Raw genomic sequence first — 18474 nt, 5'->3', positions numbered from 1 at the left:
CGCCGACACTTAGGTCACCCTAAATAACAACACGCGCAAAGTGGTACCCGGGCCCGGTCTATGGACTCATAAGGCGAACTTATGGGGTCTATAGGGGGTCCTATAGGGGGTGGGGGTCAGAGGCCGCTCATGCCGAGGAACCCGAGGACCGCGACCGTGAGCACCCCGGCCGCGGCGAGCAGGCCGATGCCGATCCCCGACGCCACCAGGCCGATGTCCAGCCACCGCCGGCCCCGCGACCGGAGGACGACCACACGCCCCGGGTCCTGCGGATCGTAGGCGACATCGATGGTCCAGGTGCCGGCGAACTTCCGCACGGTGCGGTGCAGCCCGACGGGGTCGACGTAGACGTACATGCCCGGCTCGCCCGGGACCTGCTCGGCGGCGACCGTGACACCGCGCTTGCGCAGATGCCACTCCTCGTACGAGGGGTAGCCGGCCCCCGAGCCGATCACCAGGAAGAACAGCGCGAAAGCACCGCCCGGAATCATCGCGACGCCGGCGACCGCGTGGCCGGTGGCGATCAGGAGCACGCACAGGGCGACGATCACGAGGGCGCCGTAGAGCGCCGCCCGCTTGAGCCGGCGGAAGAGCTTCGTCACGTGCAGGTCGGTCAGGCGGTTGCCCGAGAGGTACCGGGTGCCGTCCACCGCCTCCTTCTCCTCCGGCAGGGCCGCGTTCACGGCTTCGGCGAACGCCGTCGCGGCGGCCTCGTCCACGTCCTCGTACCGGTGGACCGCCGGTACGGCCCCGGCGGCGGCGGTCAGCTCGATGGCGACGGCCCGCCCCTCGGCGCGGACACGCCCGATGGCCTTCAGGGGGATGTGCATCTCCTCCTGGGGGCGACGCAGGAGCAGGGCATCGCCCTCGGCGCGCAGGCCGGTGCCCTGGGGGCCTCTGATGGCGGGTATGGACGGCGTGATCGACATGGCGCGATCGTAGGGGCGCGCTGACGGTCCGTGAAGTCGCTCAGTCGCAGGCGGTGATACCGGTGACGAAGGCGGACCAGGCGGCGGCCGGGACGAGGAGGGCGGGGCCGGTGGGGTTCTTGCTGTCGCGGACGGGGACGACGCCGGGGACGTCGTCGAGGACCTCGACACAGTTGCCGCCGTCGCCGTCGCTGTAGGAGCTCTTGCGCCAGCGGGCGTTGCTCAGGTCGTACGCGCGCATCGTCTGTAGTCCTCCGCCGCCGATTCGACCAGGGCCAGGGACGCCTCCGGCGACAGAGCGGCGGCCCTGAGCAGATCGTAGGTGCCCTGCGCGCGCTTCACCACCGCCGGATCGTCCAGCAGATTTCCCGAATACACCGCCTCTGTATAGGCGGTTGGGGGAGCGTCCGCGAACTCCATGAGCTTGAGCGGCTTGCCCATCTGAGGGTAGGCGCCCGCTGCGTACGGCAGCACTTGGATCAGGACCACGCGCGCGCGTGCCTGGGCCACGAGGTGGTCCAGTTGCTCGGCCATGACCGCCGGTCCACCCACCGGGATGCGCAAGGCCGTTTCGTGCAGGATCACCCAGTACATGGGCCTTGTGGCGTCCTTGAGAATCGCGGAGCGCCTTATCCGGCCCTTGACCGTGTCTGCGACGTACTCGTCGGTGGCGAGCGGGTTGCTTGCGTGGATGACGGCCTCTGCGTACGCCGGTGTCTGGAGGAGACCTGGGATGGCGGTGGACTCGAACTCGCAGATCTTTGTGGCGATGTCCTCCAGGTCGGCAGTGGCCTGAAAATAGGAAGCGTACGGCGACTTGTCGATGAGTTTGCGCCACGTTCGTTCGAAAATACCGCCGGTTTGTAGCACCTCGTCGAGCCGCTCGGCCACGTCCAGCTGGGGCTTTCGAATTCCCTGCTCGAATAGTCCGATGTATCCGCCAGAAACGAACACCCGTCTGCCCAGCTCGCTCTGCGAGAGCCCCGCAGCTTCCCGGCGCTCCTTGAGGAGCTCCCCGAAGAACTCCCAAGCCTCGTCCTGCTTGCCCTTGGCCATGGATTAACTCCCCAACCCTACGCCGCAGTTGTACGACCTGCGCATCTGCCGATTCTACGGATCCGGGCCCACCCTGGTGAGGCGAAGCGGGAAATGGATTCAGAAAGGCATACGTTGGTGAAGGAAGACATCATGAAGACGACCACGGGGGCCATCGAAGCCACGCAAGAGGCAGTGACGGAATTGCGCGAGGCGCTCGCGAGGGCGGGAATCACTCTTCCCTCGCTCGGGCTCGACGTCGTCACCCTCGCCGCCGACCCCCCGAGGCCGCTCGTCGAATTGGGATGCTGCACGGCGGAAACGGCGCGGCTCATCGCCGCCGCCCTACTGCCGGGGGAGGAGAACAGGACATGACACTGCCCATCGGGTCGTACGTCGTGGAGATCCGCACCGGACGGGTCGGAAGAGTCATGGGGCACGAAGGGCCCTACGTCCAGATCCGCCCGCTCGGCGGCGGGCGCGAGTGGGACGTGGAGCCCGAGGGCGTGCGCGAGGCGACCTCGTCCGAGCGGCTGAGCGCCGCCACGGCCCACGTGAACGCGCGGAGCCGTGGCGAGGTGCCCTGAGAGCGCCCGACGCGGAACGCGGAACGCCCGGCCGGGAGGGGACCTCCGGCCGGGCGTTCCTCGTGCGGGGGCTACGACAGGGTGCTGAGCGGGATGTCGAGGTACGACTCGCTGCCCTGCGGGGAGGTGAGGTCGATGCTGGACGGCGCGCGGTTGGCGCCGGCGTAGAACTGGTCGTGGGTGTCGATGATCAGCTGGAGCTGGTGGCCCTTGCGCAGGACGTAGTGGGCCGGCTGGAGGGGGAAGGTCACCGTCGTGGCCTGGCCGGGCTCCTCGTTGGTGACCGTGCAGGGCGCGTTCGTGATGATGTTGGCCGTGCCGGTGGCCGGGTCGCAGTCCATCAGGTAGGCCACGATCGTGGCGTCCGGCGCCTGCGGCGTCAGGGTCACCCGCAGCTCCAGCTCGCCCTGGACGCGCATGGCCTGCGGCAGCGGCGCGGTGGTCCAGATCGCGGCGAGGCCGCGGTCGATGTCCGCGGTCTTGTAGACGTGGGGGAGGCCCGCCCGCTCGGCGAGGCCGGTCTGGATCAGCTTCGGGGCGACGACGGCTTCGGTGTCGTGGACGGCGACCTTGACGGAGCGGGTCCAGCCCTGGTGAGGCGTGCCCTCGGCCATCCGCCCGTCGCGCTCACCGGCGGCGGCGTCCGCGAGGTGGAACCGCTTCTTGGGCAGGGCGTAGCTCTGCCAGTCTTCGTGGCGGAGGTCGGACAGGAGGTTGTGCATGTACTCCGAGCGGACCCCGAACTGCGGCTGGGCTCCGTCGCCGGCGGTGCCGCCGAGGTGGTGGTCCATCCACCGGTAGGCCATCTCCGTGGGCTTGGACACGAGCCCCAGGAGGCCGGGGAGCTCGCTGTTGCCGTGGTCGCCGATCTGGACGAGCAGCGACTTGGGCCCGGTGAGGTCGTTGAACGTGTCGATGACGGCCGGCACGGAGAAGATCGTCTCGTGCCAGGCGGTGGTCATCAGGATCGGGACCTGGCGGTCGTTGTACGCCTGGAGGTGGTTCTTAGGCGACCGGTCCCCGGCGAACTTCCTGACCTCGTCGTCGATGATGTTGCCGCGGATCTTCTGGATGATGCCCTTGAACTCCGCCGAGCACCGTTCTTCCTTGAACAGCTTCACCAGCGCCTCGAAGGCCGCCAGGTGCCGGGTGCCGTTCTCGTACAGCGAGGCGAAGAGGTCGGTCCAGGCGCTGGTGCCGACCACGGCCTTGATCCGCAGGTCGTTCGCGGCGGCCAGCAGGCTCGTACCGGCGCCGTAGGAGGCGCCGAAGCAGCCGATCCGCTCCGGGTCGATGCCCTCGATCTGGATCAGCGAGTTGACGATCTCGGTGGCGTCGGCCACGTCCTGGGGTCCGGCGACGTGGATCTCGCCCGTGGACTTGGCCAGGCCGCGCTGGCTGTAGGCCAGGACGGCGTAGCCGCCGAGGGCCCAGCGCGGGATCATGGGGAGGTAGGCCCGGTGGCCGAGGTCGTTCAGCGGGGCGGGCATCAGGATCGCGGGACAGGTCTGTCCGGGCGCGAGGTTGCGCGGCAGGCTCAGCGACGCGTCGATCATCGTCCCGTCCGCCATGGCGATCGAGAGCTGCCGGTACTCGGCGATCTCCGCGTGCACCTCGTAGGTGTCGGCCAGGCCCCACTGATCGAGCCGGCCGATGCGACGCGGCGACGGGTCGAGTAACGCCTGCTCGATCGCGTCCAGCTTGGCGGCGTCGTCGGCGCTGAGTGCGAACGGGTTCTCCGAGTAGTCGTCAACGGACATGGCTGTTGCCGCCTTCCATGGCAGGGGTGGTGTCGAAGTGACAGCGCCAGGATCTCCGTGCGGTGATCCCCGCAGGGGAGAGAACGGCCCCGACCGCTCGTTCGAGTGACCGGTGCGCTTCAAACCCTGGAAGGTCTCGTACCGGTAATCGGTCCGGAGGGTTTCTCCCGTACGGGAGAATGGGCCGCATGAGTCTGTTCCGCGACGACGGCATCGTGCTGCGCACCCAGAAGCTGGGTGAAGCGGACCGCATCATCACGATCCTCACGCGCGGTCACGGGCGCGTACGCGCCGTCGCGCGCGGGGTGCGGCGGACGAAGTCGAAGTTCGGGGCGCGGCTCGAACCGTTCTCGCACGTGGACGTGCAGTTCTTCGCCCGGGGGAGTGAGCTGGTCGGACGCGGGCTGCCGCTCTGCACGCAGAGCGAGACGATCGCCGCGTACGGCGGCGGGATCGTCACCGACTACGCCCGGTACACCGCCGGCACGGCCATGCTGGAGACGGCGGAACGGTTCACCGACCACGAGGGCGAACCCGCCGTGCAGCAGTACCTGCTGCTGGTCGGGGGCCTGCGGACGCTCGCCAGGGGCGAGCACGCACCCCACCTCATCCTCGACGCCTTCCTCCTCCGCTCGCTCGCCGTGAACGGCTACGCGCCCAGCTTCGACGACTGCGCGAAATGCGGACTCCCCGGGCCGAACCGGTTCTTTTCGGTCGGAGCGGGCGGGGTCATATGCGGCGACTGCCGGGTGCCCGGAAGCGTCGTACCCTCTGCGGAGGCCATCGGCCTGCTCAGCGCGCTGCTCACCGGCGACTGGGCGACGGCGGACGCGTGCGAGCCGCGTCACGTCAGAGAGGGCAGCGGACTCGTGTCCGCCTATCTGCACTGGCACCTGGAGCGCGGCCTGCGCTCCCTGCGGTATGTAGAAAAGAGCTAGGAGAGACCACCCATGGCCATCGCACGACTGCTCGGTCGCCAGCGCCGGGAGTACACGACCCCCGAGCCGCACCCCTCCGGTGCCCGCCCGCCGAAGCTCCAGTCCGAGCTCGTCCCGGAGCACGTCGCGATCGTCATGGACGGCAACGGCCGCTGGGCCAAGGAGCGCGGCCTGCCCCGCACCGAGGGCCACAAGGTGGGCGCCGAGCAGGTGCTCGACGTGCTCCAGGGTGCGATCGAGATGGGCGTCGGATCGATCTCGCTCTACGCCTTCTCCACCGAGAACTGGAAGCGCTCGCCCGAGGAGGTGCGCTTCCTCATGAACTTCAACCGCGACTTCATCCGCAAGACCCGCGACCAGCTCGACGAGCTCGGCATCAGGGTGCGCTGGGTCGGCCGGATGCCCAAGCTGTGGAAGTCGGTGGCCAAGGAGCTCCAGGTCGCGCAGGAGCAGACCAAGGACAACACCAAGCTCACGCTCTACTTCTGCATGAACTACGGCGGTCGCGCGGAGCTCACGGACGCGGCGCAGGCGATGGCGGAGGACGTGAAGGCCGGCAAGCTCGACCCGGCGAAGATCACCGAGAAGACCATCCAGAAGTACCTGTACTACCCGGACATGCCGGACGTGGACCTCTTCCTGCGGCCCAGCGGCGAGCAGCGCACCTCCAACTACCTGATCTGGCAGAGCGCGTACGCCGAGATGGTCTTCCAGGACGTGCTGTGGCCGGACTTCGACCGCCGAGACCTGTGGCGCGCCTGCGTCGAGTACGCGTCCCGCGACCGCCGCTTCGGCGGCGTCGACCCGGCGGACCTGGCCGTCCTCGAAAAGGCCTGAGCGGGAGCGGGGGGACGTGATGGAGGTCGTGTACACGCCGACGCGCGAGGACCTCGTCGACGCGGTGCGGGTGCAGCTGCGGTACGGCCTGTTCCGGTGGCTGCGGTGGGTGCTGCCGGCCGCGGCCGTGCTGGCGTTCCTGACCGTCGGCCTGATGATGACCGGCCCCGGCGGGGCGGAGACGGGGCCGCTGGCGCTGATGGTGTCGCTCGGCCTCGTCGCAGCCGTCCTCGTGCCCGCGATGCCGCGGCTCGTCGCCCGGCTGATGTTCCCGATGATCGAGCGGCAGGGGGAGCACCGGGCGAGCGTCGACGAGACGGGGGTCCGCTGGGTGACCGGCCAGAGCGAGGTCGTGGGCCGCTGGCAGCTGATGGCCCGGTACGCCGAGACGCCGACCCAGTTCGTCCTGCTCTCCGCAGACAAGAGCGGCGCGGGCGTGGGCGCGCTGCCCAAGCGGGCCTTCGCCGACCCCGCCGACGTGGACCGGCTCCGTACGGTCCTGGACCGGAACGCCGCCCGCATGTGACGTACGAAGAAGGGCCCGCACCGAAGCGATTCGGTGCGGGCCCTTCTTCGTACGTCAGCTCACTTCGCGGCGCACTCCGCGCACGTGCCGAAGATCTCGACCGTGTGCGCCACGTTCACGAAGCCGTGCTCCGAGGCGATCGTCTCGGCCCACTGCTCCACCATCGGGCCCTCCACCTCCACGGCCTTGCCGCAGACACGGCAGACCAGATGGTGGTGGTGATCGCCGGTCGAGCAGCGGCGGTAGACCGTCTCGCCGTCGCTCGTGCGCAGCGCGTCGACCTCGCCGGCGTCCGCGAGGGACTGGAGCGTCCGGTAGACGGTGGTGAGGCCGACCGAGTCGCCGCGGTGCTTGAGCATGTCGTGCAGCTCCTGGGCGCTGCGGAACTCGTCCACCTCGTTCAGCGCCGCCGACACGGCGGCCCGCTGCTTGGTCGAGCGGCCTCGTACGGGGGGTCCTGCCGTCACCACGAGGGCCTCCTTGAATGCTTGTCTGCCCCCGCCATTCTGCCAGCCCCCCGTGTGCCCGCGGCCAGCCCGCGTGGCCCCGGTCAGACCTGCACGTCGTCGCTCGTCCGCGGCCGCGGCGGAAGCGGTGCGTCGCAGCTCTCCGCGCCCGCCTCGGCGGCCCGGGCCCGCCGCTTGGCGAGCGGGGTGGCCAGGAGCGTCAGGAGGACGAAGACACCGATCGCGTACAGGACGATCGTCGCGCCCGGCGGGACGTCCTGGTAGTACGAGGTGGCCGTGCCCGCCAGGGTGACCGTGATGCCGGTCGCCACGGCGAGGACGAAGGTCGTGCGGAAGGACTTCGACAGCTGCTGGGCCGCCGCCACCGGCACCACCATGAGCGCGCTGACGAGCAGCAGGCCCACGACCCGCATCGCGACCGTGACCGTCACCGCGGCCGTGACCGCGATGAGCAGGTTCAGGGCGCGCACCGGCAGGCCGGTGACCCGGGCGAACTCCTCGTCCTGGCTGACGGCGAAGAGCTGGCGGCGCAGGCCGACCGTGACCAGGACCACGAAGGCCGCGAGGATCGCGATCGCGGTGATGTCCTCGGACGAGACCGTGGAGAGCGAGCCGAAGAGGTACGAGCTGAGGTTGGCGTTGGAGCCGGTCGGCGAGAGGTTGATCAGCAGGACGCCGCCGGCCATGCCGCCGTAGAAGAGCAGCGCGAGCGCGAGGTCGCCGCGGGTCTTCCCGTACGCCCGGATCAGCTCCATGGCGACCGAGCCGACGACGGCGACCAGGGTCGCCATCCAGACCGGGCTGGAGTTCAGCAGGAAGCCGAGACCGACGCCGGTCATGGCGACGTGGCCGATGCCGTCGCCCATCAGCGCCTGGCGGCGCTGGACGAGGTAGATGCCGACGGCGGGCGCGGTGATGCCGACGAGCACGGCCGCGAGGAGCGCGCGCTGCATGAAGGCGAGATCGAGCATTTCCATGATCAGGTCAGCTTCCTAGAGTCGGCTGTCTCAGGTCAGCAGACCCGTACGGAGCGGCTCACCGGCCGCGTGCGGATGGACGTGGTCGTGGCCGGGGAGCGCGTGCTGCCCGACGGCCTCGGGCGGCGGGCCGTCGTGGACGACACAGCCGTCGCGCAGGACGACCGCCCGGTCGATCAGCGGCTCCAGCGGGCCCAGCTCGTGCAGGACGAGGAGGACGGAGGTGCCGCCCGCGACCTGCTCGCGCAGCGTCGACGCCAGGATCTCCTGGCTCGCGAGGTCCACGCCGGCCATCGGCTCGTCCATGATCAGCAGCTCGGGCTCGGAGGCGAGCGCACGGGCGATCAGGACGCGCTGGTGCTGGCCGCCGGAGAGCGCGGAGACGGAGTCCTTGGCGCGGTCGGAGAGACCGACGAGGTCGATGGCCGCTTCGACGGCGGCCTTGTCGGCCTTCGTCAGCCAGCCGAACCGGCGGCGGGAGAGCCGGCCGGAGGCGACGACCTCGCGGATCGTGGCGGGGACACCGCTCGCCGCGGTGGTGCGCTGCGGTACGTAGCCGACGCGGGCCCAGTCGCGGAACCGCTTCTGCTCCGTGCCGAACAGCTCGATCCGGCCGCCGGTCAGCGGCACCTGGCCGATGACGGAGCGGACGGCGGTGGACTTGCCGGAGCCGTTGGCGCCGAGCAGGGCGACGACCTCACCGCGGTGGACGGTGAGGTCGACGCCCCGGAGGACGGGCCGGGCACCGAGGGTCGCCGTGGCTCCGCGGACGGAAATGACGGATTCCCGGGCTGTCATGGCGCGTACCTCCTGCTGAGCTGTGGTCACTTGGCGCCGAGGGCCTTCTTCAGCGCGGCGAGGTTGGACTGCATGACCTCGATGTAGTCATCGCCCTGGGACTTGTCCGTGATTCCCTCCAGCGGGTCGAGCACGTCGGTCGTGAGACCGGTGTCGCCCGCGAGGGTCTTCGCGGTCTTGTCGCTCGCGAGGGTCTCGAAGAAGACGGTGGAGACCTTGTCCTTCTTCGCGATGTCCTGGAGTTCCTTGATGCGGGCGGGGCTCGGCTCGGACTCGGGGTCGATGCCGGTGATGCCCTCCTGCTCCAGGCCGTACCGCTCGGCGAGGTAGCCGAAGGCGGAGTGGGTGGTGATGAAGGTCTTCGTGGTGGTGTTCTTCAGGCCCGTCTCGAAGGCGCTGTCCAGATCGCCGAGCTTCTTCACCAGGGCGTCGGTGTTCTTCGCGTAGTCCGCGGCGTGGGCCGGGTCGGCCTTCTCCAGGGCGGCGCCGACGCCCTTGGCGACCTCGGCGTACTTCACCGGGTCGAGCCAGATGTGCGGGTCGGTGCCGGCCTCGGTGGCGTGGTCGTGGCCTTCGTGGCCCGCTTCCTCGGCGCCGTGCTCCTCGCCGTGTGCGGCGTGCTCCTCGGCGGACTCGCCCTCGTGGTGCTCGTGGCCGACCTCGTCGCCGTGCGCCTCGAGCTTCGTGAGGGTGGCGGCGTCGACGGTGTTCTTGACGCCGGCCTGGGCTATGGCGTCGTCGACGGCGGGCTGGATGCCCTTGAGGTAGAGGATGACGTCGGCCTCGCCGAGCTCGCCGATCTGCCGCGGCTTGAGCTCCAGGTCGTGGGGTTCGACGCCGGGCTTGGTGAGCGTGTTCACGGCGACGTGACCGCCGCCTATCTGCTCGGCCAGGTACTGCATGGGGTAGAACGACGCGACCACGTCCAGCTTGCCGCTGCTCCCCTTGTCGGCGGCGTCGGACGTTCCGGCGCAGGCGGACAGGGAGACGAGCCCGAGCGCGACGGCTCCGGTGACGGCGGTGGCGGGTATCAGTCGACGTACGTTCATGACACTCATTTTCAACAAAACTGGAAACGATTGTCAATTGTCGTATGTGTGGTCCGGCCCACGCCGCCCTCTCCGGTCCCTCCCCGTGCCTCTCCCCGGTCCCTCCCAGGCCCCTTCACGGTCCCTCCCCGGCCCCTCCCAGGGCTCCTGGCACCGAACCGATTTGATGCGGGGGGTACGGGCGCCGGTAACCTGTGGCATTCGCACTTCGTCGTCGTAATGAAGAGAGCACCGTGGCCGCCGACAAGATCGACACCATCGTCAGCCTGAGCAAGCGCCGTGGCTTCGTCTACCCGTGCAGCGAGATCTACGGTGGCCAGCGCGCCGCCTGGGACTACGGACCGCTGGGTGTCGAGCTGAAGGAGAACCTTAAGCGTCAGTGGTGGCGTTACATGGTCACCGCGCGCGAGGACGTCGTCGGTATCGACTCGTCGGTCATCCTGGCCACCGAGGTCTGGGAGGCGTCGGGTCACGTCGCCACCTTCACCGACCCGCTGACCGAGTGCACCTCCTGCCACAAGCGCTACCGCGCCGACCACCTGGAGGAGGCGTTCGAGGAGAAGCACGGTCGTCTCCCCGAGAGCCTCACCGACCTCAACTGCCCCAACTGCGGCAACAAGGGCACCTTCACGGAGCCCAAGCAGTTCTCCGGCCTGCTCGCCACGCACCTCGGCCCGACCCAGGACACCGGCTCCGTCGCGTACCTGCGTCCCGAGACCGCCCAGGGCATCTTCACCAACTTCGCCCAGGTGCAGACCACCTCGCGCAAGAAGCCGCCGTTCGGCATCGCGCAGATGGGCAAGTCCTTCCGGAACGAGATCACTCCGGGCAACTTCATCTTCCGCACGCGCGAGTTCGAGCAGATGGAGATGGAGTTCTTCGTCAAGCCGGGCGAGGACGAGCAGTGGCAGGAATACTGGATGGAGCAGCGCTGGAACTGGTACACGGGCCTGGGTCTCCGTGAGGAGAACATGCGCTGGTTCGAGCACCCGAAGGAGAAGCTCTCCCACTACTCGAAGCGCACCGCCGACATCGAGTACCGCTTCTCGTTCGGCGGCAGCGAGTGGGGCGAGCTCGAGGGCGTCGCCAACCGCACCGACTACGACCTGAACGCGCACTCCAAGGCCTCCGGCGCCAACCTCACCTTCCTGGAGCAGGAGTCCGGCGAGCGCTACACGCCGTACGTCATCGAGCCTGCCGCCGGTGTCGGCCGCGCGATGCTGGCCTTCCTCCTCGACGCGTACATCGAGGACGAGGCCCCGAACGCCAAGGGCGTCATGGAGAAGCGCACGGTCCTGCGCCTCGACCACCGCCTGGCCCCGATCAAGGTCGCGGTCCTGCCGCTCTCGCGCAACCCGCAGCTCTCGCCGAAGGCCAAGGGCCTCGCGGCCGACCTGCGCCAGAACTGGAACATCGAGTTCGACGACGCCGGCGCCATCGGCCGCCGCTACCGTCGCCAGGACGAGATCGGCACCCCGTTCTGCGTGACCGTCGACTTCGACACCCTCGACGACAACGCGGTGACGGTGCGCGAGCGCGACACCATGAAGCAGGAGCGCGTCTCGCTCGACCAGATCCAGAGCTACCTGGGCAGCCGCCTGCTCGGCTGCTGAACTGCCTGATCGCGTACGGCGAAGCCCCCGGTTCCGGATGTCGGAACCGGGGGCTTTCCCGTACGTGCGGTCAGGCGGCCGCAGCGGCCGCCGCCTCGGCCTCGGCCTCCGCCTGGCGCCGGGCGCCCTCGGCCGCACGGCGCTTGCCGAACCAGGCCGTCCACACGCCCAGGGCGCCGAGGACTCCGTAGATCATGAGCGGGCTGAGCGTGACCATGGTCTTCGTCGGCAGTGCGTACGCGAGGGCGATCCGGACCAGCGCCTCGACGACGTACGCCACGCCCCACACCAGCGTCATCGTGCGCATGGTGGAGCGAAAACCCTCGTACTGCCACATGCCGTTCCACCAGGCCGTGCTCGCCGGGGTGCCGTCGGTCGCGAACTTCCGGCCGAAGTAGAACATCAGCGGGCGCGGGGCCAGGAGCGTGACCAGGCAGAGCAGGCCGAACAGGCCCGTCACACCCGAGTCCTTGATCAGCAGCGCGCGGGCGGTGTGCGCGCCGATCAGCGAGACGAGTGCCGTGATCGCCAGGAAGACCAGGGTGACGACGGCGAACTCGTCGAGCTTGCGCCGCCAGGCGACCATGATCGCGCTGTCCAGGACCGGCCAGACGCTCCCGGCGAGCAGGGCGGAGAACTCGGACCAGCCGTGGTTCTCGGTCAGGGTGTTGTACGTGAGGATCGGCGCGACCACGTTGAGGCCGATGGTGAGGACCCAGCCGATCGCGGAGGCGGCGCCCGAGCGGGCCGGCGGTGTGGGTGCGGACATGGTTCCCCCTGGAAGCCTCTGCGGTCGAAGTGCGGGAGAACGCTAGTGAGGCACCGGACACGAAAGGGGAAACTCCGAGCCAAGTGATCTTCAAAAGGTCCTGCTTGTCAGGCCCGCAGGGCCCGCTGCACCAGGGAGACGACCGCCGTGAAGGCGACCTCGATGTCCGGGGCCGACCAGTCGGCGGCGTGGGCCGGGTTGTGGAAGCGGTCCGTGGCGTCGAAGACCGCGCGGGCCGTCGCCGTGGCGTCCCGCTCCGGGGCGGCGAACAGGCCCTCGTCGCGGCCGTCCGCCAGGATCCGGGCGATCTGCTCGACGAGATGGTCCTCGTGGCGGTCGACCACCGCGCTGTTCTCGCCGATCAGGACCTGGAAGGTGGCCATCAGCTCCGGGTCGCCGCCCGCCTTGCGGCGCTTCAGGGCGAAGAGAGCCGTGAGCCAGCCGGTGAGCCGCTCGTCCGCGGGCTCCCGGCCCTCGGCGTACGGCCGCAGCGCGACGATCGTCCGCTCCAGCCACCGCTCGGTGACCGCCTCGCGGAGGGCCGCCTTCGTACGGAAGTGGCGGTAGACGCTGCCGTGGCTGACGCCGAGCACCCGGGCCACGTCGACGACGGTCGCCTTCGCGGGGCCGTAGCGCCGGAGCACCTCCTCGGTGGCTTCGAGGATGCGCTCGGCGGTCAGGGTCTCGGTGGCGGCCATGGAATGACAGTACCCGTCAGTCGTCGGGACCCCGGGGGCACCGGTCAGTGCTCGCTGTCCAGGTGGGCCATCTGTGCGGCCGGGTAGCGCTCGCCGGCCGCGGCGCCCGCCGGGACGGCCTCCTCGATGGCCGCGAGGTCGGCGGCGTCGAGTGTGACGTCCAGGGCGCCGAGCGCCTCCGCGAGCCGGTCCCGGCGCCGGGCGCCGACCAGCGGGACGATGTCCGCGCCCTGGGCCAGGACCCAGGCGATCGCCGTCTGGGCGACCGTGACGCCCTTCGTCTCGGCGAGGGCCCTCAGCCGGTCCACCAGGTCCAGGTTCCGGCCGAGGTTCTCGCCCTGGAAGCGCGGGCTCATGCCCCGGAAGTCGCCCGGCGCCAGCTCCCGGTCCCGGGTGAAGTGGCCGCTGATCAGGCCGCGCGACAGCACTCCGTACGCCGTGATCCCGATGCCCAGCTCGCGCGCGGTCGGGAGGATCTTCTCCTCGATGGAGCGGGAGATCAGCGAGTACTCGATCTGGAGGTCCGCGATCGGGGCCACCGCCGCCGCCCTGCGCAGGGTGTCCGCGCCGACCTCGGAGAGGCCGATGTGCCGGACGTGCCCCGCCTCGACCAGCTCGGCGATGGCGCCGACGGTCTCCTCGATCGGGACGTCGGGGTCGACGCGGGCGATCCGGTAGATGTCGATGTGGTCCGTGCCGAGGCGCTGGAGCGAGTACGCCGCGAAGTTCTTCACCGCGGCCGGACGGCCGTCGTATCCGGTGAAGCCGCCCTCGACCGTGCGCAGGGCGCCGAACTTCACGCTGGTCAGGGCCTGCTCGCGGGCGGCGGCGGGGGCGCTGCGGAGGGCTTCGGCGATCAGGAGTTCGTTGTGCCCCATCCCGTAGAAGTCGCCCGTGTCGAGCAGCGTCACCCCGGCGTCCAGGGCGGCGTGGATCGTGGCGATCGACTCGGCGCGGTCGCTCTCCCCGTACAGCGCGGACATGCCCATGCAGCCGAGGCCGAGGGCGGAGACCGCGGGGCCGGTGGTGCCGAGCGGGCGGGTGGGGACGGGGCGGTGGGTGGTGGTGGTCATGGCGGTCTCCTGGGAGGGGTGTGGAGGGAGTCCCGGTGGGGAGGTGTGACAGGACAACCATGACATGACCGATGACAGATTTCAATATCTGTCATTCGTTGAGGGGTGGAGAGGGGGCGGACAGGGGGAGGGCAGGGAGGGCGTGGGGGCAAAAACGGGTGCCGACGCCGTGGTGCCGAGGTAGCGTCGGCGGCATGTCTCTGTTCTTCCAGATCTACGAGTGAGCGCGCCGCACAGGCCGACCGACCACCGCACACCTCACTGATTGGGAGAACCCCCATGGGCAAGAGCCGAAACGACCTCCTCGGCGTCGGCGGACAGCGGAAGAAGCTGTCCCGCGCCGACCAGCACGGCACCGGACGGAGCCGCGGCACCGTCCGCCGCACCGCCGACGAGCAGAAGCAGGAGCTCCTGAGGAAGATGCGCGAGCGCGCGCAGGGAGCCCAGAGCGCCGAGACCGGCCAGGAGTAGCGGTCACCGAGTGACGAGGGGCCCGGGGTGGTGAACACCCCGGGCCCTTTCCTCATCCCACCCGCTTCGGCAGCCGCAGCGCGAGCACCGCGGTCAGGAGCGCCGTCGCGAGCTGGAGGAGGAGCGTCACCGTCAGGGCCGTCCCCGAGTCCGGGCCGGAGGCGGACAGGCTCAGGAAGAGCGTGCCGAGGGTGGCGACGCCCAGGGTCAGCGCCGCCTGCTGGGTCGTCACCAGGACACCGCTGCCCACGCCCGCCTGCTCCTGCGGCACCTCCGAGAGCACCACCCGGAAGAGCACCGGAAGCTGGAGGCCCTGCCCGAGTCCCGCGAGCGCCATGCCGGGAAGCAGGCTTCCCACCGACAGGTCCGGCCAGGAGCGCCAGGCCGTCAGGGCGAGCAGCCCCAAGCCGAGGGCCTGGAGCAGGGCGCCCGCCGGAACCACCCGGGTGCCCCAGCGCCGTACGAACCGGGGGCCCGCCAGCGAGGCCCCGAAGAAGGCCACCGCCATCGGGACGAGCGCGAGACCCGAGGCCACCGCCCCCAGGCCCAGGCCCTGCTGGAGCGCCACCGCGATCACGAACATGAAGCCGCCGAAGCCCCCCGACAGCGGCAGGACCAGGAGCAGCCCGCGCCGCAGCGGGACCAGGTCGAGCAGGCTCGGCGGGACCAGCGGGGTGTCGCCCCGGGCCTCCGCCCGCCGCTCCACCCGCCAGAAGGCGGCCGCCGCGCACGGGAACACGGCGAGCGAGACCCAGGTCCACACCGGCCACCCGGCCGTCCGGCCCTCCGTCAGCGGGGCGAGCAGGCTGAGCAGCGCGACCGCGAGGAGCAGGGTGCCGCGGACGTCGACCGGGGCCGGGCGGTCCGAACGGGTCTCCGGCACGGTCCGCAGGGCGAGCAGCAGGCCCGCGACCGCCACCGGCACGTTCACCAGGAAGACCGACCGCCAGCCCGAGCCCGCGAGGTCGGCGGCGACGAGGACGCCGCCCAGGATCTGACCGGTCACCATCGACAGGCCGGCGGTCGCCCCGTAGAGGCTCAGCGCCTTCGCCCGGCGCGGTCCCTCCGTCGAGGCGTGGATGGTCGCGAGGACCTGCGGCAGCATCAGCGCCGCCGCGGCGCCCTGGGCCACCCGGGCCCCGACGAGCGTCCACGCGTCCGGCGCGAGCCCGCAGGCCAGCGAGGTCAGGCCGAAGGCGGTCATGCCGAGGAGGAAGAGGCGGCGGCGTCCGAAGAGGTCGCCGAGGCGTCCGCCGAGGACGAGGAGGACGGCGTACGACAGGCCGTACCCGGCCACGACCAGTTCGAGGAGCGAAGGACCGGCTGCCAGGTCCCGGCCGATGGACGGCAGGGCGACGTTGACGATGAAGAAGTCGATCAGCGGCAGCGCGGCGCCGAGGAGGACGGTGAACAGGCCCAGCGGGCCGAGCGCAGCGGGGCCGTGGCCGACGGCCGGCGCAGCGGCTCTGGCAGAGGTGGAGGTCGTAGTCACACGGTCGACGATCCGCCCGCGCTCAGCCTGGTACCAGAGTCTTCTTATCCTGGTACAACCGCTACCTGGCAACCGGCCGGCCGACCCGGCACCCTGGAGGCGTGACGATCATGACGATGCCCGTCGTGGAGGCCGCGGCTTCGCCCGGGGCCCGGCGGCACGAGCTCGCCGCCTTCCTGCGCAGCCGCCGCGAGCGCATCACCCCCGAACAGGTCGGCCTCCCGAGAGGCCGCCGCCGCCGGACCCCCGGCCTGCGCCGCGAGGAGGTCGCGCACCTCTCCGCCGTCGGCGTCACCTGGTACACCTGGCTGGAGCAGGCCCGCGACATCCAGGTCTCCCCGCAGGTCCTCGACGCCCTCGCCGACGCGCTGCTCCTCGACCCGACCGAGCGGACCCACCTCTTCGCGCTCGCCGGGCAGTCCGATCCGCACCCCGGGACGACCTCCCCGGCCGTCACCCCCGCGCTGCGGAAGATGCTCGACCAGCTGGAACCGCTGCCCGCCGCCGTCCAGAACAGCAGGTTCGACTTCCTCGCGTACAACCGCACCTTCGGCCGGCTCTTCCGCGACCTGGACGCCCTGCCCCGCGAGGACCGCAACTCCCTCTGGCTGGCCTTCACCGACCGGGACTTCCGGGCCGCCGCCACCGATCTGCCGGACCTCCTCCCCATCCTCGCCGGGAAGCTCCGCGCCGCCATGGCCGAGCACCTGGCGGAGCCCGCCTGGAAGGCGCTCGTCCAGCGGCTCGAAGGGGCCTCGCCCGAGTTCCGGGAGATCTGGGCCCGGCACGACGTGGTCGCCCCGGGCGGGCGCACCAAGGTCATCCACAACGCCCTCGTCGGTGTGCTCCGCTTCGAGCACACCAACCTGTGGCTCGGCCCGACCTCCGGGCCGTGCCTCGTGACGTACGTCCCCGTGGACGAGGCGACCCGGGCGGGCGTCGAGCGGCTTCTCGCCCTGGTGACCGAGGGAGCGGGAGCCGCGCGCGTGTGAGCTCCGGCATGCGCGGATAGTACGGCTGACTCATGACCGCCACAGTGCGCGACAATGGCTGAATGACCGCGTTCACCCCCCTCGCCATCGGGCCGCACATCGTGCAGCCGCCGGTGGTGCTCGCCCCGATGGCCGGCATCACCAACGCCCCCTTCCGTACCCTCTGTCGTGAGTTCAGCGGCGGCAAGGGGCTGTTCGTGAGCGAGATGATCACGACGCGCGCCCTGGTCGAGCGCAACGAGAAGACGATGCAGCTCATCCGGTTCGACGAGACCGAGAAGCCGCGCTCGATCCAGCTGTACGGGGTGGACCCCGTGACGGTCGGCAAGGCCGTGCGGATGATCGTCGACGAGGACCTCGCCGACCACATCGACCTGAACTTCGGCTGCCCGGTCCCCAAGGTGACGCGGAAGGGCGGCGGCTCTGCCCTGCCCTACAAGCGGCCGCTGCTGCGCGCGATCCTGAACGAGGCCGTGGGCAACGCGGGCGACCTGCCGGTCACGATGAAGATGCGCAAGGGCATCGACGACGACCACATCACCTACCTCGACGCGGGCCGGATCGCGGTCGAGGAGGGTGTCACGGCGATCGCCCTGCACGGGCGGACGGCGGCCCAGCACTACGGCGGTACGGCGGACTGGGACGCCATCGCGCGCCTCAAGGAGCACGTGCCCGAGATCCCGGTGCTCGGCAACGGCGACATCTGGTCGGCCGACGACGCCCTGCGGATGATGCGGGAGACGGGCTGCGACGGCGTGGTCGTCGGGCGCGGCTGCCTGGGCCGTCCGTGGCTCTTCGGCGACCTCGTGGCGGGCTTCGAGGGCACCGGCGAGTACGCGCAGCCGGGTCTGCGCGTGGTCGCGGACGCGATGGTGCGGCACGCGCGGCTGCTCGGCGAGTGGCTCGGCGACGAGGCACGCGGTGTCATCGACTTCCGCAAGCACGTGGCCTGGTACCTGAAGGGCTTCGCGGTCGGTTCCGAGATGCGCAAGAAGCTCGCCATCACCTCCTCCCTGGACGAGCTCCGCGCTCAGTTGAGCGAGCTCGACCTGGACCAGCCGTGGCCCGTGGGTGCGGACGGTCCTCGGGGCCGTACGTCCGGAAACAACCGAGTCGTCCTGCCGGATGGCTGGTTGAAGGACCCTTACGACTGCTCGGGCGTGAGCGAGGACGCCGAGCTGGACACGTCCGGCGGGTGAGATCCGTGCGGGAATCGACCTTTCCTGAGGAGTGATCCTCGCCACCCCTGAGGGGGGTGGCGCTCACATGAGCAGGTTACGGACGGCTGCATCGCCTGAAGGGTGGCACCGGGTGCCACCCTTTTTGCGTTCAAGAAGTGAACGCAAGTGCTCGGATGGGCGCTCGTCTGAGCGCTAAACCTCTAGTTTGGGTCATCTGAGCTTCGGGGCCTGAAAGCGGAAGCTACCTCTCAGTTACTTTCGATGTGCTGGCGGACGGGTGGT

The 18474-nt window shown here is 70.3% G+C and carries 21 protein-coding genes; 9 read left to right on the top strand and 12 right to left on the bottom strand.

Translation table 11 applies throughout. The features are described 5' to 3' along the window. Positions 1 to 116 precede the first annotated feature (116 nt). From SGA01_RS21030 to SGA01_RS21020, 3 genes are read right to left on the bottom strand one after another with little or no spacing between them, the layout of a single operon-like run. Positions 117 to 929 (bottom strand): hypothetical protein, encoded by an 813-nt coding sequence (locus tag SGA01_RS21030; RefSeq protein ID WP_141297982.1) that lies wholly within the window; start codon positions 927 to 929, stop codon positions 117 to 119. A gap of 40 nt (positions 930 to 969) precedes the next feature. After that, on the bottom strand, positions 970 to 1170 hold the full coding sequence (locus SGA01_RS21025; protein ID WP_141297981.1) for a DUF397 domain-containing protein: 201 nt from the start codon (positions 1168 to 1170) through the stop codon (positions 970 to 972). Further along, positions 1152 to 1985: a helix-turn-helix domain-containing protein gene (locus SGA01_RS21020; protein WP_141297980.1), complete on the bottom strand. Its 834-nt coding sequence runs from the start codon at positions 1983 to 1985 to the stop codon at positions 1152 to 1154. The genes SGA01_RS21025 and SGA01_RS21020 overlap by 19 nt, the downstream gene beginning before the upstream one ends. Before the next feature lie 132 nt (positions 1986 to 2117). Here SGA01_RS21020 and SGA01_RS21015 point away from each other — a divergent pair, with 132 nt between their 5' ends. Beyond that, positions 2118 to 2339, top strand: a complete 222-nt coding sequence (locus SGA01_RS21015; RefSeq protein WP_141297979.1) for a hypothetical protein — start codon at positions 2118 to 2120, stop codon at positions 2337 to 2339. Further along, entirely contained in the window at positions 2336 to 2551 is a 216-nt protein-coding gene (locus SGA01_RS21010) for a hypothetical protein (RefSeq protein ID WP_055643552.1), read from the top strand. The genes SGA01_RS21015 and SGA01_RS21010 overlap by 4 nt, the downstream gene beginning before the upstream one ends. A 71-nt stretch (positions 2552 to 2622) precedes the next feature. Here SGA01_RS21010 and SGA01_RS21005 read toward each other — a convergent pair whose 3' ends face one another. Next, positions 2623 to 4311 carry a CocE/NonD family hydrolase gene (locus SGA01_RS21005; RefSeq protein ID WP_141297978.1) on the bottom strand — a complete coding sequence of 563 codons (1689 nt, stop codon included), beginning with the start codon at positions 4309 to 4311 and terminating at the stop codon, positions 2623 to 2625. Between the two features lie 188 nt (positions 4312 to 4499). Between SGA01_RS21005 and recO the strand changes: the two genes are divergently transcribed. The 3 genes from recO to SGA01_RS20990 are packed head-to-tail and all read left to right on the top strand — an operon-like array spanning position 4500 to position 6612. Beyond that, positions 4500 to 5249 carry a DNA repair protein RecO gene (gene recO, locus SGA01_RS21000; RefSeq protein WP_141297977.1) on the top strand — a complete coding sequence of 250 codons (750 nt, stop codon included), beginning with the start codon at positions 4500 to 4502 and terminating at the stop codon, positions 5247 to 5249. 12 nt (positions 5250 to 5261) lie between these two features. Further along, positions 5262 to 6086, top strand: coding sequence for an isoprenyl transferase (locus tag SGA01_RS20995; protein ID WP_141297976.1), 825 nt, complete (start codon positions 5262 to 5264; stop codon positions 6084 to 6086). Between the two features lie 16 nt (positions 6087 to 6102). Then, positions 6103 to 6612: a YcxB family protein gene (locus SGA01_RS20990; protein WP_141297975.1), complete on the top strand. Its 510-nt coding sequence runs from the start codon at positions 6103 to 6105 to the stop codon at positions 6610 to 6612. Positions 6613 to 6671: 59 nt separating this feature from the next. Here the strand turns inward: SGA01_RS20990 and SGA01_RS20985 are convergent, their stop codons facing one another. The 4 genes from SGA01_RS20985 to SGA01_RS20970 form a co-directional block, all read right to left on the bottom strand. Next, positions 6672 to 7082 carry a Fur family transcriptional regulator gene (locus tag SGA01_RS20985; RefSeq protein WP_141297974.1) on the bottom strand — a complete coding sequence of 137 codons (411 nt, stop codon included), beginning with the start codon at positions 7080 to 7082 and terminating at the stop codon, positions 6672 to 6674. 80 nt (positions 7083 to 7162) lie between these two features. Further along, positions 7163 to 8056 carry a metal ABC transporter permease gene (locus tag SGA01_RS20980; RefSeq protein ID WP_055643558.1) on the bottom strand — a complete coding sequence of 298 codons (894 nt, stop codon included), beginning with the start codon at positions 8054 to 8056 and terminating at the stop codon, positions 7163 to 7165. A 30-nt stretch (positions 8057 to 8086) separates the two neighbouring features. Continuing rightward, the gene (locus SGA01_RS20975; protein WP_141297973.1) at positions 8087 to 8854 is read right to left on the bottom strand and encodes a metal ABC transporter ATP-binding protein; all 768 of its coding nucleotides are present in this window, start codon (positions 8852 to 8854) and stop codon (positions 8087 to 8089) included. Positions 8855 to 8880: 26 nt separating this feature from the next. After that, complete coding sequence (locus SGA01_RS20970) at positions 8881 to 9903, bottom strand: metal ABC transporter solute-binding protein, Zn/Mn family (protein ID WP_141297972.1); 1023 nt, start codon at positions 9901 to 9903, stop codon at positions 8881 to 8883. 233 nt (positions 9904 to 10136) lie between these two features. Here SGA01_RS20970 and SGA01_RS20965 point away from each other — a divergent pair, with 233 nt between their 5' ends. Further along, positions 10137 to 11516 (top strand): glycine--tRNA ligase, encoded by a 1380-nt coding sequence (locus SGA01_RS20965; RefSeq protein ID WP_141297971.1) that lies wholly within the window; start codon positions 10137 to 10139, stop codon positions 11514 to 11516. Between the two features lie 70 nt (positions 11517 to 11586). Here the strand turns inward: SGA01_RS20965 and SGA01_RS20960 are convergent, their stop codons facing one another. The 3 genes from SGA01_RS20960 to SGA01_RS20950 form a co-directional block, all read right to left on the bottom strand. Next, positions 11587 to 12285 carry a VC0807 family protein gene (locus SGA01_RS20960; RefSeq protein WP_141297970.1) on the bottom strand — a complete coding sequence of 233 codons (699 nt, stop codon included), beginning with the start codon at positions 12283 to 12285 and terminating at the stop codon, positions 11587 to 11589. A gap of 107 nt (positions 12286 to 12392) precedes the next feature. Beyond that, complete coding sequence (locus SGA01_RS20955) at positions 12393 to 12983, bottom strand: TetR/AcrR family transcriptional regulator (RefSeq protein ID WP_141297969.1); 591 nt, start codon at positions 12981 to 12983, stop codon at positions 12393 to 12395. A 44-nt stretch (positions 12984 to 13027) separates the two neighbouring features. Continuing rightward, on the bottom strand, positions 13028 to 14056 hold the full coding sequence (locus SGA01_RS20950; protein ID WP_141297968.1) for an aldo/keto reductase: 1029 nt from the start codon (positions 14054 to 14056) through the stop codon (positions 13028 to 13030). A 279-nt stretch (positions 14057 to 14335) separates the two neighbouring features. Between SGA01_RS20950 and SGA01_RS20945 the strand changes: the two genes are divergently transcribed. Further along, positions 14336 to 14527: a DUF6243 family protein gene (locus SGA01_RS20945; RefSeq protein ID WP_055643565.1), complete on the top strand. Its 192-nt coding sequence runs from the start codon at positions 14336 to 14338 to the stop codon at positions 14525 to 14527. Positions 14528 to 14579: 52 nt separating this feature from the next. Here the strand turns inward: SGA01_RS20945 and SGA01_RS20940 are convergent, their stop codons facing one another. Next, positions 14580 to 16019 carry an MFS transporter gene (locus SGA01_RS20940; RefSeq protein WP_055643566.1) on the bottom strand — a complete coding sequence of 480 codons (1440 nt, stop codon included), beginning with the start codon at positions 16017 to 16019 and terminating at the stop codon, positions 14580 to 14582. A gap of 110 nt (positions 16020 to 16129) precedes the next feature. Here SGA01_RS20940 and SGA01_RS20935 point away from each other — a divergent pair, with 110 nt between their 5' ends. After that, positions 16130 to 17011: an MmyB family transcriptional regulator gene (locus SGA01_RS20935; RefSeq protein ID WP_229917588.1), complete on the top strand. Its 882-nt coding sequence runs from the start codon at positions 16130 to 16132 to the stop codon at positions 17009 to 17011. Positions 17012 to 17073: 62 nt separating this feature from the next. Then, positions 17074 to 18210 carry a tRNA dihydrouridine synthase DusB gene (gene dusB / locus SGA01_RS20930; protein WP_141297967.1) on the top strand — a complete coding sequence of 379 codons (1137 nt, stop codon included), beginning with the start codon at positions 17074 to 17076 and terminating at the stop codon, positions 18208 to 18210. Positions 18211 to 18474 lie beyond the last annotated feature (264 nt).

The sequence above is a fragment of the Streptomyces gardneri genome, assembly GCF_006539185.1.
In the GTDB taxonomy this organism is placed as follows: Bacteria; Actinomycetota; Actinomycetes; order Streptomycetales; family Streptomycetaceae; genus Streptomyces; species Streptomyces gardneri.
Note: the sequence above shows the minus strand (reverse complement) of the source record. Positions and strands in the feature narration are given on the sequence as shown.

Coding starts and splice junctions, on each gene's coding strand:
- SGA01_RS20975 (WP_141297973.1), bottom strand. CDS start 8,854: ATGACAGCCCGGGAATCCGTCATTTCCGTCCGCGGAGCCACGGCGACC.
- SGA01_RS21010 (WP_055643552.1), top strand. CDS start 2,336: ATGACACTGCCCATCGGGTCGTACGTCGTGGAGATCCGCACCGGACGG.
- SGA01_RS21005 (WP_141297978.1), bottom strand. CDS start 4,311: ATGTCCGTTGACGACTACTCGGAGAACCCGTTCGCACTCAGCGCCGAC.
- SGA01_RS20955 (WP_141297969.1), bottom strand. CDS start 12,983: ATGGCCGCCACCGAGACCCTGACCGCCGAGCGCATCCTCGAAGCCACC.
- SGA01_RS20950 (WP_141297968.1), bottom strand. CDS start 14,056: ATGACCACCACCACCCACCGCCCCGTCCCCACCCGCCCGCTCGGCACC.
- SGA01_RS21030 (WP_141297982.1), bottom strand. CDS start 929: ATGTCGATCACGCCGTCCATACCCGCCATCAGAGGCCCCCAGGGCACC.
- SGA01_RS21020 (WP_141297980.1), bottom strand. CDS start 1,985: ATGGCCAAGGGCAAGCAGGACGAGGCTTGGGAGTTCTTCGGGGAGCTC.
- SGA01_RS20980 (WP_055643558.1), bottom strand. CDS start 8,056: ATGGAAATGCTCGATCTCGCCTTCATGCAGCGCGCGCTCCTCGCGGCC.
- SGA01_RS20995 (WP_141297976.1), top strand. CDS start 5,262: ATGGCCATCGCACGACTGCTCGGTCGCCAGCGCCGGGAGTACACGACC.
- SGA01_RS20945 (WP_055643565.1), top strand. CDS start 14,336: ATGGGCAAGAGCCGAAACGACCTCCTCGGCGTCGGCGGACAGCGGAAG.
- SGA01_RS20970 (WP_141297972.1), bottom strand. CDS start 9,903: ATGAACGTACGTCGACTGATACCCGCCACCGCCGTCACCGGAGCCGTC.
- SGA01_RS20960 (WP_141297970.1), bottom strand. CDS start 12,285: ATGTCCGCACCCACACCGCCGGCCCGCTCGGGCGCCGCCTCCGCGATC.
- SGA01_RS21015 (WP_141297979.1), top strand. CDS start 2,118: ATGAAGACGACCACGGGGGCCATCGAAGCCACGCAAGAGGCAGTGACG.
- dusB (WP_141297967.1), top strand. CDS start 17,074: ATGACCGCGTTCACCCCCCTCGCCATCGGGCCGCACATCGTGCAGCCG.
- SGA01_RS21025 (WP_141297981.1), bottom strand. CDS start 1,170: ATGCGCGCGTACGACCTGAGCAACGCCCGCTGGCGCAAGAGCTCCTAC.
- recO (WP_141297977.1), top strand. CDS start 4,500: ATGAGTCTGTTCCGCGACGACGGCATCGTGCTGCGCACCCAGAAGCTG.
- SGA01_RS20935 (WP_229917588.1), top strand. CDS start 16,130: ATGACGATGCCCGTCGTGGAGGCCGCGGCTTCGCCCGGGGCCCGGCGG.